13 protein-coding genes are annotated in these 12,863 nt (G+C 71.1%); 12 read left to right on the plus strand and 1 reads right to left on the minus strand.

The genetic code is table 11. The features are described from left to right. Window positions 1–10 precede the first annotated feature (10 nt). From ruvX to nusB, 10 genes are all read left to right on the plus strand, one after another. Window positions 11–475 (plus strand): Holliday junction resolvase RuvX, encoded by a 465-nt coding sequence (gene ruvX, locus ABZV31_RS28480; protein ID WP_355899428.1) that lies wholly within the window; start codon window positions 11–13, stop codon window positions 473–475. A 122-nt stretch (window positions 476–597) separates the two neighbouring features. After that, window positions 598–2,328: an endolytic transglycosylase MltG gene (gene mltG, locus ABZV31_RS28485; protein ID WP_355899430.1), complete on the plus strand. Its 1,731-nt coding sequence runs from the start codon at window positions 598–600 to the stop codon at window positions 2,326–2,328. A gap of 128 nt (window positions 2,329–2,456) precedes the next feature. Further along, entirely contained in the window at window positions 2,457–3,314 is an 858-nt protein-coding gene (locus ABZV31_RS28490; protein WP_355899432.1) for a shikimate dehydrogenase, read from the plus strand. Between the two features lie 135 nt (window positions 3,315–3,449). Continuing rightward, complete coding sequence (aroC, locus tag ABZV31_RS28495; protein WP_355899434.1) at window positions 3,450–4,634, plus strand: chorismate synthase; 1,185 nt, start codon at window positions 3,450–3,452, stop codon at window positions 4,632–4,634. 5 nt (window positions 4,635–4,639) lie between these two features. Next, on the plus strand, window positions 4,640–5,149 hold the full coding sequence (locus ABZV31_RS28500; protein WP_355899435.1) for a shikimate kinase: 510 nt from the start codon (window positions 4,640–4,642) through the stop codon (window positions 5,147–5,149). Beyond that, window positions 5,146–6,237 (plus strand): 3-dehydroquinate synthase, encoded by a 1,092-nt coding sequence (gene aroB, locus ABZV31_RS28505; protein ID WP_355899437.1) that lies wholly within the window; start codon window positions 5,146–5,148, stop codon window positions 6,235–6,237. Before ABZV31_RS28500 ends, aroB begins: the two co-directional genes overlap by 4 nt. A 166-nt stretch (window positions 6,238–6,403) precedes the next feature. Continuing rightward, complete coding sequence (locus ABZV31_RS28510) at window positions 6,404–7,276, plus strand: Pro-rich N-terminal domain-containing protein (RefSeq protein WP_355899439.1); 873 nt, start codon at window positions 6,404–6,406, stop codon at window positions 7,274–7,276. A 765-nt stretch (window positions 7,277–8,041) separates the two neighbouring features. Next, entirely contained in the window at window positions 8,042–9,148 is a 1,107-nt protein-coding gene (locus ABZV31_RS28515; protein ID WP_355899441.1) for an aminopeptidase P family protein, read from the plus strand. Window positions 9,149–9,206: 58 nt separating this feature from the next. Continuing rightward, window positions 9,207–9,773 (plus strand): elongation factor P, encoded by a 567-nt coding sequence (gene efp, locus ABZV31_RS28520; RefSeq protein WP_355899442.1) that lies wholly within the window; start codon window positions 9,207–9,209, stop codon window positions 9,771–9,773. Between the two features lie 2 nt (window positions 9,774–9,775). Next, a complete protein-coding gene (gene nusB, locus ABZV31_RS28525) occupies window positions 9,776–10,210 on the plus strand; it encodes a transcription antitermination factor NusB (protein ID WP_355899444.1) in 435 nt (144 codons plus the stop codon). 164 nt (window positions 10,211–10,374) lie between these two features. Here the strand turns inward: nusB and bldD are convergent, their stop codons facing one another. After that, on the minus strand, window positions 10,375–10,878 hold the full coding sequence (bldD, locus tag ABZV31_RS28530) for a transcriptional regulator BldD (RefSeq protein WP_004990661.1): 504 nt from the start codon (window positions 10,876–10,878) through the stop codon (window positions 10,375–10,377). Between the two features lie 241 nt (window positions 10,879–11,119). Here bldD and pyrR point away from each other — a divergent pair, with 241 nt between their 5' ends. Further along, window positions 11,120–11,695 carry a bifunctional pyr operon transcriptional regulator/uracil phosphoribosyltransferase PyrR gene (gene pyrR, locus ABZV31_RS28535; protein WP_355899445.1) on the plus strand — a complete coding sequence of 192 codons (576 nt, stop codon included), beginning with the start codon at window positions 11,120–11,122 and terminating at the stop codon, window positions 11,693–11,695. 131 nt (window positions 11,696–11,826) lie between these two features. Next, window positions 11,827–12,861 (plus strand): aspartate carbamoyltransferase catalytic subunit, encoded by a 1,035-nt coding sequence (locus ABZV31_RS28540; RefSeq protein ID WP_355899447.1) that lies wholly within the window; start codon window positions 11,827–11,829, stop codon window positions 12,859–12,861. Window positions 12,862–12,863: the final 2 nt, after the last annotated feature.

Genomic DNA, 12,863 nt, shown 5'->3' on the forward strand with positions numbered 1-12,863 from the left:
GGCCAAGAGGATGAGAAGAGGACGTCGGCTCGCGATCGACGTCGGGGACGCCCGTATCGGGGTCGCCTCCTGCGACCCCGACGGGATCCTCGCCACCCCGGTGGAGACGGTCCCGGGCCGCGACGTCCCCGCAGCTCAGCGCCGACTGAAGCAGCTCGTCGAGGAGTACGAGCCGATCGAGGTCGTCGTCGGTCTCCCTCGCTCCCTCAAGGGGAGCGAGGGCCCGGCCGCCGTGAAGGTCCGCGGCTTTGCCGAGGAACTCGCCCGCATGATCGCGCCGGTTCCGGTCAGACTCGTGGACGAGCGGATGACGACCGTGACGGCCAGTCAGGGGCTGCGCGCCTCCGGCGTGAAGTCCAGGAAGGGCCGTTCCGTCATCGATCAGGCGGCCGCCGTCATCATTCTGCAGCAGGCACTGGAATCCGAACGGGTGTCAGGCAAAGCACCCGGCGAGGGCGTCGAAGTGGTCATCTGATCGCGATACGGTAACGTTCCGCGCGATGCGACGGTGTTCGAACAGCCGCCGCACAGCAAAGAGGCGGAACGGGAGCCGGGCCGGAAGCCGCGTGACCGCCGCCTCGCGGCTCTAGGGGATCGATGACTGAGTATGGCCGGGGCCCAGGCTCCGAACCGTGGCATCCGGAGGACCCGTTGTACGGGGACAGCGGATGGGAAGGACAGCAGGCCCAGACGGGTCAGCAGTCCCCCTACGGGGGCCGGCCGCAGCACCATCCGCAGCAGCCGCAGCAGCCGCAGTACGGCGACTGGGGTCACGACCAGCAGGCCGGCTACGGCGAGCAGTACCAGCACTACGACGACCAGGGTCACCAGCAGTCCCCGCACTACGACCAGCAGGGCCACCAGCAGCCCCAGCATCACGACCAGCAGGGCCACCAGCAGTACGCGGGTCACGTCCAGCAGCAGTACCACCAGAGCGGCTGGGACGGCACCGGCACGCAGGCGCACGTTCCGTACCCCGCAGACCCGGTCGACCCGTACGGGCAGCAGGCCGTCTCCTACGGCGGGGAGCAGCCCGACTTCTACGGCACGCCCGACGCGTACCCGCCGCCGGAGCCGCCGAGCCGCAGGCTTGCCGAACCGGAGCCGCGGCCGGACTGGGATCCGGGTCCCGACCAGGGCGAGCACGCCTTCTTCGCGGGTGGCGACGATGAGGACGACGACGGCGACGCCGACGACCCGAAGAAGGGCCGCGGCCGCGGCGACCGCCGGGGCCGCGGTGGCAAGGGCAAGAAGCGCCGCAACGGCTGCGCCTGCATGGTCGTCGTGCTGGTGTTCGGCGGCGGCCTGGGCGGCGTCGGGTACTTCGGCTACAAGTTCTACCAAAATCGTTTCGGCGCGGCGCCGGACTACGTGGGCGGCGGCACCGGTTCGGTGAGCGTCACCATCCCCCAGGGTGCGGGCGGATACGACATCGGCCGTGTGCTGAAGGCGGCCGGGGTCGTCAAGAGCGTCGACGCCTTCGTGTCCGCACAGTCGCAAAACGCCGACGGGAACAAGATTCAAGCGGGCGTCTACGTGCTGAAGCTGCACATGTCCGCGGCGAGTGCCGTCAAGATGATGCTCGACCCCAAGAGCCAGAGCAATCTGATCGTGAAGCCCGGGGAGCGCAACGTCGAGGTGTACACGGCGATCGACAAGAAACTCGGTCTGCCCTCCGGCACCACCAAGAACGTGGCCAAGAAGCAGTACAAGAGTCTCGGACTTCCGGCCTGGGCGAACAGCAACAGCAGCGTCAAGGATCCGCTGGAAGGATTCCTTTATCCGACCACCTATCCTGTTGCCAAGGGCACGAAGCCCGAGTCGGTGCTGAAGAACATGGTCGCGCAGGCCACCCACGCCTACGGCCGGTACAACCTCGCCGCGAAGGCGAAGGAACTGAATCTGGCGAATCCGCTGCAGGTCATCACGGTCGCGAGCCTGGTCCAGGCCGAGGGCAAGACGCACGACGACTTCCGCAAGATGGCGGAAGTGGTCTACAACCGCCTCAAGTCCACGAACACCGAGACCAACCAACTGCTGCAGTTCGACTCGACCTTCAATTACCTGAAGGGCCAGAGCAAGATCCACATCAGCGAATCCGAGATCAACAGCAACCGGGATCCCTACAACACCTACACCCGCAAGGGCCTGCCGCCCGGACCGATCGACAACCCCGGCGACGAGGCACTGCAGGCCGCGCTGAATCCGACGCACGAGGGCTGGATCTACTTCGTGGCGACCGACGGCGTGAGCAAGACCGAATTCGCCCGGACCTACGCCGAATTCCAGCAGCTCAAGGAAAAGTTCAACAATAGCTCGGGCAACTGACGTACCCGGCCCTGGGCGAGCGTGGCGCCCAGGGCGGGGGTGGCGCCCAGGGTGGGGACGTACAGGAAAATGGGCGGGTGCGGATGAGGGTGTCCGCCCCGTTCACGAGAAGTTGGTTCAGGAATTCAATGAGCGACGCAGGAAAAGCGGCCGAGCGGTCGCGGGGACGGCGCCGGGCCGCCGTGCTCGGTTCGCCCATCGCCCACTCCCTCTCCCCGGTGCTGCACCGGGCGGCGTATGAGGAGTTGGGGCTGACGAACTGGTCGTACGACCGGTTCGAGATCGACGAGGCCGGCCTGCCCGGGTTCATCGAGGGACTCGGGCCCGAGTGGGCGGGGCTGTCGCTGACCATGCCGCTGAAGCGGGCCGTCATCCCGCTGCTCGACGAGATCGGCGACACGGCGGCCTCCGTCGAGGCGGTCAACACCGTGGTGTTCACCGAGGACGGCCGGCGCCTCGGCGACAACACCGACGTCCCCGGCATGGTCGCCGCCCTGCGCGAGCACGGCATCGAACAGGTCGACTCGGCGGCGATCCTCGGCGCAGGCGCCACCGCCTCCTCCGCGCTGGCCGCGCTCGCACGGATCTGCAGCGGTGAAGTCGTCGCCTACGTCCGCAGCGAGGCCCGCGCCGCGGAGATGCGGCAGTGGGGCGAGCGGCTGGACGTGGAGGTCCGTACCGCGGACTGGACGGACGCGGCCGAGGCGCTGCGGGCGCCGCTGGTGGTCGCGACCACCCCGGCCGGTACGACGGACGCGCTCGTCGCCTCCGTGCCCGAGCGGCCCGCCACCCTCTTCGACGTGCTCTACGAGCCCTGGCCGACCGCCCTGGCGGCCCGCTGGTCCATGTTCGGCGGCGCCGTCGTCAGCGGGCTCGACCTGCTGGTGCACCAGGCGGTGCTCCAGGTGGAACAGATGACGGGCCGCTCCCCGGCTCCGCTGGGCGCCATGCGCAGGGCGGGCGAGAAGGCACTGGCCGAGCGCTGACGCCCGCACGCGCGTCCGCTTCCTGGACCGTCGGCCAGGTCCCGGGCCCGGACGTGGGAGGATCGGAGGTGGCGGGCCAGGGCCGCGCACCCGGTCGCGCCGTAGCAGTTCCAGGCGCGAGGATGAGGAGCACCGTTGAGCAGGTTGCGTTGGCTGACCGCGGGGGAGTCCCACGGACCCGCACTTGTCGCCACGCTGGAGGGCCTTCCCGCCGGCGTGCCCGTCACCACGGAGATGGTGGCGGACCACCTCGCGCGGCGGCGCCTCGGCTATGGGCGCGGCGCGCGGATGAAGTTCGAGCGCGACGAGGTCACCTTCCTCGGCGGCGTCCGGCACGGCCTCACCCTCGGCAGTCCGGTGGCGATCATGGTCGGCAACACCGAGTGGCCCAAGTGGGAGAAGGTCATGGCCGCCGACCCGGTCGACCCGGGGGAACTGGCCGAGCTCGCCCGCAACGCGCCGCTGACCCGGCCCCGGCCCGGGCACGCGGATCTTGCGGGCATGCAGAAGTACGGCTTCGACGAAGCGCGGCCGGTGCTGGAGCGGGCCTCCGCCCGAGAGACCGCGGCCCGGGTGGCGCTGGGCGCGGTGGCCCGGTCGTACCTGAAGGAGACGGCCGGCATCGAGATCGTCAGCCACGTGATCGAGCTGGCGTCGGCGAAGGCGCCGTACGGCGTGTACCCGACCCCGGCGGACGTGGAGAAGCTGGACGCGGACCCGGTGCGCTGCCTGGACGCGGACGCGTCCAAGGCGATGGTCGCGGAGATCGACCAGGCCCACAAGGACGGCGACACCCTCGGCGGTGTGGTCGAGGTCCTCGCATACGGCGTGCCCGTGGGTCTGGGCTCGCACGTGCACTGGGACCGGCGGCTGGACGCGCGGCTGGCCGCGGCCCTCATGGGCATCCAGGCGATCAAGGGCGTCGAGGTCGGCGACGGCTTCGAGCTGGCGCGGGTGCCCGGCTCCAAGGCCCATGACGAGATCGTCACCACGCCGGAGGGCATCAGGCGGGCGTCGGGCCGCTCCGGCGGCACCGAGGGCGGGCTGTCCACGGGTGAACTGCTGCGGGTGCGGGCCGCGATGAAGCCGATCGCGACCGTGCCGCGGGCCCTGCAGACGGTCGACGTCTCCACGGGCGAGCCCGCGCAGGCCCACCACCAGCGCTCCGACGTGTGCGCGGTGCCGGCGGCCGGCATCGTCGCCGAGGCCATGGTCGCCCTCGTTCTCGCGGACGCGGTGGCCGAGAAGTTCGGCGGCGACTCGGTGGCCGAGACCCACCGCAACGTGCAGTCGTACCTCGACAACCTGGCGATCCGGTGAGCGCGATGCCTGTCGTCGTCCTGGTCGGGCCGATGGGGGTGGGCAAGTCCACCGTCGGGCGGATGCTGGCCGACCGTCTCACGGTCGGCTACCGGGACACCGACGACGACATCGTCGCCGCCGGTGGCCGGTCGATCGCGGAGATCTTCGTCGACGAGGGCGAGCCGGTCTTCCGCGCGATCGAGAAGCGGGCCGTGCACACGGCGCTGGCCGAGCACGGCGGCGTCCTCGCCCTCGGCGGCGGGGCGATCCTCGACGAGGACACCCGCGCGCTGCTGGCCGGACACCGCGTGGTCTACCTGTCGATGGATGTCGAGGAGGCGGTCAGGCGCACCGGCCTGAACGCGGCCCGTCCGCTGCTCGCGATCAACCCGCGCAAGCAGTGGCGCGAGCTGATGGAGGCCCGCCGGCACCTGTACGAGGAGGTCGCCACGGCCGTCGTGGCCACCGATGGCCGTACGCCCGAAGAGGTCACCCAGGCCGTACTGGACACTTTGGAGTTGAAGGAAGCATGAGCGAGGACGTGACGCGGATCCGGGTCGGCGGCACGGCGGGCACCGAGCCGTACGACGTCCTGGTCGGCCGTCAACTCCTGGGCGAACTCGCCGACTTGGTCGGCGACCAGGCCAAGCGGATCGCCGTCGTCCACCCGGAGGCGCTCGCCGAGACAGGCGACGCGCTCCGTGCCGACCTGGCCGGGCAGGGCTACGAGGCCGTCGCCATCCAGGTGCCCAACGCGGAGGAGGCCAAGACCGCCGAGGTCGCCGCCTACTGCTGGAAGGCGCTCGGCCAGTCCGGGTTCACCCGCTCCGACGTCATCGTCGGCGTGGGCGGTGGCGCGACCACGGACCTGGCCGGGTTCGTCGCCGCGACCTGGCTGCGCGGCGTGCGCTGGATCGCCATCCCGACCACGGTGCTGGCCATGGTGGACGCGGCCGTCGGCGGCAAGACCGGCATCAACACCGCCGAGGGCAAGAACCTCGTGGGCGCCTTCCACCCGCCCGCGGGCGTGCTGTGCGACCTGGCGGCGCTGGACTCGCTGCCGGTCAACGACTACGTCTCCGGGCTGGCGGAGGTCATCAAGGCCGGCTTCATCGCCGACCCGGCGATCCTGGACCTCATCGAGTCCGACCCCGAGGCCGCCCGTACCCCGGCCGGCCCGCACACCGCCGAGCTCATCGAGCGCTCCATCCGGGTCAAGGCCGAGGTTGTCTCCGCCGACCTGAAGGAGTCCGGCCTCAGGGAGATCCTCAACTACGGGCACACGCTAGGCCACGCCATCGAGAAGAACGAGCGGTACAAGTGGCGGCACGGCGCCGCCGTCTCCGTCGGCATGCACTTCGCCGCCGAACTGGGCCGTCTCGCGGGCCGGTTGGACGACGCGACGGCCGACCGCCACCGCACCGTCCTCGAGTCGGTGGGGCTGCCGCTGCACTACCGCTACGACCAGTGGCCCAAGCTGCTGGAGACCATGAAGGTCGACAAGAAGTCCCGCGGCGACCTGCTGCGCTTCATCGTTCTCGACGGTCTCGCCAAGCCCACTGTTCTGGAAGGCCCGGACCCGGCCGTGCTGCTCGCCGCGTACGGAGAAGTCGGGCAGTAAGTACCGCCGGGCGTCTTCCGCCCGATTCGCCGTGCGAGGGCGGGCACTTCGGGCCGCCCCCGGCCGTTCACCATACGGTGGCCGGGGGCGGTACCGTTCGGTAGGGAGCGGGGTTCGTGCCCTGTTGCCAGCGCCAATTGCCTTGTACGAGACGGAGTGGCACCGGATGCAGCACGCAGTGGGGACTCCGCTGCCGCCGCCCCACCAGCCGGGGCACGGACCGGCCGCCGGCTGGTCGCCGGCCGCACACCACCCGGGTCCGCACCACCCGGGCGCGCACCAGGGTTCCGCCCCCGTGCCCCCGCCGCCTTTGGCACCGGGCTTTCCCGGACCCGCGCCGTCGGCGCCGCACCCGCCGGTTCCGCCGCCCCACGCCCCGGCCCCGCCGGCGCCGCACACCACCGGCCACGTCCAACTGCCGCCGGGCGGACCCGTCGCCATGCCCAGCGCACCCCCGGCCCAGGCTGCGCCCGACCCGACCACCACCACCCTCGCGGTGCTGCTCATCGGACCGGCGGGCGCGGGCAAGACGAGCGTCGCCAAGTACTGGGCCGAGCACCGCCGGGTCCCGACCGCGCACATCAGCCTCGACGACGTCCGCGAATGGGTCCGCTCCGGCTTCGCCGACCCGCAGTCGGGGTGGAACGACAACTCCGAGGCGCAGTACCGCCTGGCCCGCCGTACCTGCGGCTTCGCCGCGCGCAACTTCCTCGCCAACGGCATCTCGTGCATCCTCGACGACGCGGTCTTCCCCGACCGTCCGGTCGTGGGCCTCGGCGGCTGGAAGCGGCACGTGGGCCCCGGCCTGCTCCCGGTCGTGCTCCTCCCCGGCCTGGACGTCGTCCTGGAGCGCAACGCCGAGCGCACCGGCAACCGCCGCCTCACCGACGAGGAGGTCGCCCGCATCCACGGCCGCATGGCCGGGTGGTACGGCTCCGGCCTCCCCATCATCGACAACTCCCAGCTCGACGTACCGACGACGGCGCGGGTCCTGGACGACGTCCTGGCGCGTTCGATCGCAAGCCCGCCGAACTGGTAGAGCGGGGGTCCGCCGAAGGGGTGGATCGGGAATCCGTCGCCCGGGCGGATCGGGGGTGCGCCGAAGTGGCCGAAGTGGTGGAGCGGGGGTCCGCGGAGTGGTGGAGCGGGGGCCCCGGAAGTGGTGGAGCTGGGGTCCGCCGAAGTGGTGGACCGGGAATTCCGTTGGCGGGGCGGATCGGGGGTGCGCCCAAGTGGCCGGCCCAAGGGCGTACAACCGGTGTCTCGCGGGGCGACAAGGGGCACGGCCGGGCAGCGCGGGTGAGAGGGTCCGGTGGGTCCGGTTCCACGGCGGGATAACGGGCCGTGACCGAGAAGGCGCCCCTCTCGGGCCTCTGCCATGAGCTCCGACCGCCGCCAGATCTCGGCTCCCCCGGCCAACCCCAGCGCCGGACCGTCCCCTCGCTTCTCAGCCCGTGCCGGACCGTGCCCTCGGCTTCTCAGGCTGTGCCGGACCGTCCCCTCCGCTTCTCAGGCTGTGCCGGACCGTGCTCTCGGCTTCTCAGGCTGTGCCGGACCGTCCCCTCCGCTTCTCAGGCTGTGCCGGACCGTGCCCTCGGCTTCTCAGGCCGCGTCGGCCATCGGTCGTCGGCGGCACCCGGTCGGCCCCTCCGCTCCAGAGGCTCACCCACCCCGGACGCCTGGTCGCTCCTCGGCTCCGCAGCGCGCCTCCGGCACCGGTCGGCCCCTCCGCCGGAGGCATCGGCGACCGCCCACTCGGACCTCTCGACCGGCGACATCCGGCCACCGCTCTTACGCTCGGTTCATGTCAGAGGTGTACGCGGCCCGCCGGACCCGGCTACGGGAGCGCTGCAATGCGGGCGGCAGCGCGGCTGCGCTGGTGACTTGTCCCGCCAATGTGCGGTACCTCGCGGGGGCGTCCCCGCAGGGTGCCGTCCTGCTCCTCGGAAAGCGCGAGGACCTGCTGGTGTGCACGAGCCCGCCGAACGACCGGCCCTACGAGGGGCGGCCCGACGAGGCCCTGCGCGTGCACGTCCTGCCCCAGCCCGGCGGCGACCCGGCCGTCGCCGCCGCCGACCTCGCCCAGGCCCAGGGCGCCGACTCACTCGCCGTGGAGGAACACCACCTCACCGTGGCCCGCCACCGCGCCCTCGCTTCGGTCGCGTCCCGGCTGCGCCTCGCCGACCTGGGCGGCGCGGTCGAGCAGCTCAGGGTGGTCAAGGACGAGGAGGAGATCTCCTGCCTGAGAATCGGCGCCGAGATCGCCGACCAGGCCCTCGGCGAGCTGCTGGAGTCCATCCTCGTCGGCCGCACCGAGCGGCACCTCGCCCTGGAGCTGGAGCGGCGGCTCGTCGATCACGGCGCCGACGGTCCCGCCTTCCCGACCTCCGTCGCCACCGGCCCGAACTCCGGCCGCCCCGGCCACCGGCCCACCGACCGGCGGGTCGAGGAGGGCGACTTCCTCTCCGTGTGCCTGGGCGCGGCCTACCGCGGCTACCGCTGCGAGATCGGTCGTACCTTCGTCATCGGCACGTCCCCCGCGGACTGGCAGATCGAGCTGTACGACCTGGTCTTCGCAGCCCAGCGCGCCGGACGGGAGGCCCTGGCACCCGGCGCGGCCTACCGCGACGTGGACCGCGCGGCACGTCAGGTCCTGGATTCCGCCGGGTACGCGGACAGCCTGCCGCCCCTCACGGGCCACGGTGTCGGGCTCGAAATCGACGAGGACCCGCAGTTGGCTCCCGCGGCCATGGGTAAACTGGACGCTTGCGTGCCGGTCACCGTCGAACCGGGGGTCCACCTCCCGGGCCGGGGCGGTGTCCGGATCGATGACACGCTCGTCGTACGCCCCGAGGCGGACGGCGGACCCGAGCTACTCACCATCACGACCAAGGAGCTGCTCGCGCTCTAGCCTCGCGCTGTGCGCCTGCCCCGGGGTCGTCCACGTCAGTCCAGGAGATTCCGCAACCGTGGCCACCACGAACGACCTCAAGAACGGCATGGTGCTCAAGCTCGAAGGCGGCCAGCTGTGGTCCGTCGTCGAGTTCCAGCACGTCAAGCCCGGCAAGGGCCCGGCCTTCGTGCGCACCAAGCTCAAGAACGTGCTCTCCGGCAAGGTCGTCGACAAGACCTTCAACGCCGGCGTCAAGGTCGAGACGGCCACTGTCGACAAGCGCGACATGCAGTTCTCGTACATGGACGGCGAGTACTTCGTCTTCATGGACATGGAGACCTACGACCAGCTGCACGTCGACCGCAAGGCCGTCGGTGACGCCGCGAACTTCCTGATCGAGGGCTTCACGGCCACCGTCGCGCAGCACGAGGGCGAGGTGCTCTTCGTCGAGCTGCCGGCCGCCGTCGAGCTGACCGTCGCCGAGACCGAGCCGGGCGTCCAGGGCGACCGCTCCACCGGCGGCACCAAGCCGGCCACGCTGGAGACCGGCCACCAGATCCAGGTCCCGCTCTTCATCACCACCGGTGAGAAGATCAAGGTCGACACCCGCACGAGCGACTACCTCGGCCGGGTGAACAGCTAACCGTGGCTGCCCGCAACACGGCCCGCAAGCGTGCCTTCCAGATCCTCTTCGAGGGCGACCAGCGCGGCGCCGACGTCCTGACCGTCCTCGCGGACTGGATCACGCTCTCCCGGGACGACCCCCGGCAGCCGCCGGTGAGCGAGTACACGATGCAGCTGGTCGAGGGCTACGCCGAGCACGCGACGCGCATCGACGAGCTGATCGCGCAGTACTCGGTCGGCTGGACGCTCGACCGCATGCCGGTCGTCGACCGCAACATCCTGCGCCTGGGCGCCTACGAGCTGATCTGGGTCGACGAGACCCCGGACGCCGTCGTCCTGGACGAGATGGTGCAGCTGGCGAAGGAGTTCTCCACGGAGGAGTCGCCCTCGTTCGTCAACGGTCTGCTCGGCCGCCTGAAGGACCTCAAACCCTCGCTGCGCCGCGACGAGGCCTAAGAGGCTTGACACACCGCCGGAGGGCCCGCAGCGTCACCGCTGCGGGCCCTCCGGCATTCCCCGTACCCCAGGGCCCGCGCAGGCCCGCAGAAAGCCGCCGGGGAGACCGGAAGCATGAAGTTCCGGCCACCCCGGCGGCACGTTTCTGCTGAGGCTCGAGGGGCTCAGCTCTCCTCGTGGGACGCGACCGCGCGACGCGCGTCCGCGTCGAGTACGCCCCAGCTGATCAGCTGCTCGGTGAGGACCGAGGGCGACTGGTCGTAGATGACGGCGAGTGTGCGCAGGTCGTCCTGGCGGATCGAGAGCACCTTGCCGTTGTAGTCACCGCGCTGGGACTGGATCGTCGCCGCGTACCGCTGCAGGGGGCCCGCCTTCTCGGCCGGCACGGTGGCCAGCCGCTCCAGGTCCAGGACCAGCTTCGGCGGGGGCTCGGCGGCACCGCCGGGGGTGGTGCCCGGCAGCAGCTCCTGCACGGGGACTCCGTAGAAATCCGCCAGCTCGGCGAGGCGCTGCACGGTCACGGCGCGGTCGCCGCGCTCGTACGAACCGACCACGACCGCCTTCCAGCGTCCCTGGCTCTTCTCCTCGACACCGTGGAGGGAAAGGCCCTGCTGGGTGCGGATGGCCCGGAGCTTGGCCCCGAGCTGTTTGGCGTATTCGCTGGACATATAGCTCCCCGGACACTGTGTCGACGCGGCCAGGCCGCGCGGCTGGTAACTCACTGTGAGGTTACGCAGCGTTACTCTGCCGCGTCAAGCCGAATGCTCCGCACCGCCTCTTCCGTGGTATCTGCGCTCGGTTACCCCAAGGGGGTGATCGGGGGCCCTTCCGGGCCTGCTACCGTGGATGGCGCAATTCCGACGTCCTTTAAGGTCCGTCCCGTGAGGCGGAGAAGGAGGTCCGTTTCGTATGGACACGCAAGCGTCCGATGCGCGGCCCGTTCTCGAAGGCCCCGACATCGCGCGGGTGCTGACCCGCATCGCCCACGAAATCGTCGAGCGCGCCAAGGGCGCCGACGACGTGGTGCTCCTCGGCATTCCCACCCGGGGCGTCTTCCTCGCCCAGCGGCTCGCCGCCAAGCTCGAACAGATCACCGAGCGCAAGGTCCCCTGCGGCTCGCTCGACATCACCATGTACCGCGACGACCTGCGCATGCACCCGCCGCGTGCGCTGGCCCGCACCGAGATCCCCGGTGACGGCATCGACGGCCGCCTGGTCGTCCTCGTCGACGACGTGCTCTTCTCCGGCCGCACCATCCGCGCCGCCCTCGACGCCCTGAACGACATCGGGCGTCCGCGCGCGGTGCAGCTCGCGGTCCTCGTCGACCGCGGCCACCGCGAACTGCCCATCCGCGCCGACTACGTCGGCAAGAACCTCCCCACGTCGCTGCGGGAGACGGTCAAGGTCCAACTCGCCGAGGAAGACGGTCGCGACACCGTGCTGCTCGGCGCCAAGCCGGCCGCCCCGGGCGAGCAGCAGCAGTAGCACTCCGGCGTACGTCCCTGCCGTACGCCCCGCGAGTGCGGTGCGCATGCCCGCGCCTGCCCGCTGTGCCCTTCCGGGGGACACCCCCGGACCCCCGCCTCCTCAATGAACTGCCTTACGGAGCCTGACAGATGCAGCGTCATCTCATCTCGGCCGCCGACCTCACCCGCGACGACGCCGTCCTGATCCTCGACACCGCCGAGGAGATGGCCCGGGTCGCCGACCGGCCGATCAAGAAGCTGCCGACCCTGCGCGGCCGCACCGTCGTGAACCTCTTCTTCGAGGACTCCACCCGCACCCGGATCTCCTTCGAGGCCGCCGAGAAGCGGCTGTCCGCGGACGTCATCAACTTCTCCGCCAAGGGCTCCAGCGTGTCCAAGGGCGAGTCCCTGAAGGACACCGCCCAGACCCTGGAGGCCATGGGCGTCGACGCCGTCGTCATCCGGCACGGCGCCTCCGGAGCCCCCTACCGCCTGGCCAACTCCGGCTGGATCGACGCCGCCGTCATCAACGCCGGCGACGGCACCCACCAGCACCCCACCCAGGCCCTGCTCGACGCCTTCACCATGCGCCGCCGCCTCATCGGCCGCGACGCCGGCCTCGGCCAGGACCTGTCCGGCAAGCGCATCACCATCGTCGGCGACGTCCTGCACAGCCGGGTCGCCCGCTCCAACATCGACCTGCTGCACACCCTCGGCGCCGACGTCACCCTCGTCGCGCCGCCCACCCTGCTGCCGGTCGGCGTCGAGTCCTGGCCCTGCGAGATCTCCTACGACCTCGACAGCACGCTGCCCAAGTCCGACGCGGTGATGATGCTGCGCGTGCAGCGCGAGCGCATGAACGCCGCCTTCTTCCCGACCGAGCGCGAGTACTCCCGGCGCTACGGCCTCGACGGCGACCGCATGGCGAAGATGCCCGAGCACGCCATCGTGATGCACCCCGGACCGATGGTCCGCGGCATGGAGATCACCGCCGAGGTCGCCGACTCCGAGCGCTGCACCGCCGTCGAGCAGGTAGCCAACGGCGTCTCCATCCGGATGGCCGTCCTCTACCTGCTGCTCGGTGGCAACGAGCCCGCCGTCACCCACACCCGCCCGCCCGTCTCCCACCACCACCCTTCCGACGAGCGCTCCGCGCACACCTCTTTTGCGGCCGAGGAGAAGTAAGA

This window comes from Streptomyces sp. NPDC005202 (assembly GCF_040608235.1).
Classification (GTDB): domain Bacteria; phylum Actinomycetota; class Actinomycetes; order Streptomycetales; family Streptomycetaceae; genus Streptomyces.

Coding starts and splice junctions, on each gene's coding strand:
- ABZV31_RS28515 (WP_355899441.1), top strand. CDS start 8,042: ATGTCAGAGGTGTACGCGGCCCGCCGGACCCGGCTACGGGAGCGCTGC.
- ABZV31_RS28510 (WP_355899439.1), top strand. CDS start 6,404: ATGCAGCACGCAGTGGGGACTCCGCTGCCGCCGCCCCACCAGCCGGGG.
- mltG (WP_355899430.1), top strand. CDS start 598: ATGACTGAGTATGGCCGGGGCCCAGGCTCCGAACCGTGGCATCCGGAG.
- pyrR (WP_355899445.1), top strand. CDS start 11,120: ATGGACACGCAAGCGTCCGATGCGCGGCCCGTTCTCGAAGGCCCCGAC.
- bldD (WP_004990661.1), bottom strand. CDS start 10,878: ATGTCCAGCGAATACGCCAAACAGCTCGGGGCCAAGCTCCGGGCCATC.
- aroB (WP_355899437.1), top strand. CDS start 5,146: ATGAGCGAGGACGTGACGCGGATCCGGGTCGGCGGCACGGCGGGCACC.
- ruvX (WP_355899428.1), top strand. CDS start 11: ATGAGAAGAGGACGTCGGCTCGCGATCGACGTCGGGGACGCCCGTATC.
- ABZV31_RS28500 (WP_355899435.1), top strand. CDS start 4,640: ATGCCTGTCGTCGTCCTGGTCGGGCCGATGGGGGTGGGCAAGTCCACC.
- ABZV31_RS28490 (WP_355899432.1), top strand. CDS start 2,457: ATGAGCGACGCAGGAAAAGCGGCCGAGCGGTCGCGGGGACGGCGCCGG.
- ABZV31_RS28540 (WP_355899447.1), top strand. CDS start 11,827: ATGCAGCGTCATCTCATCTCGGCCGCCGACCTCACCCGCGACGACGCC.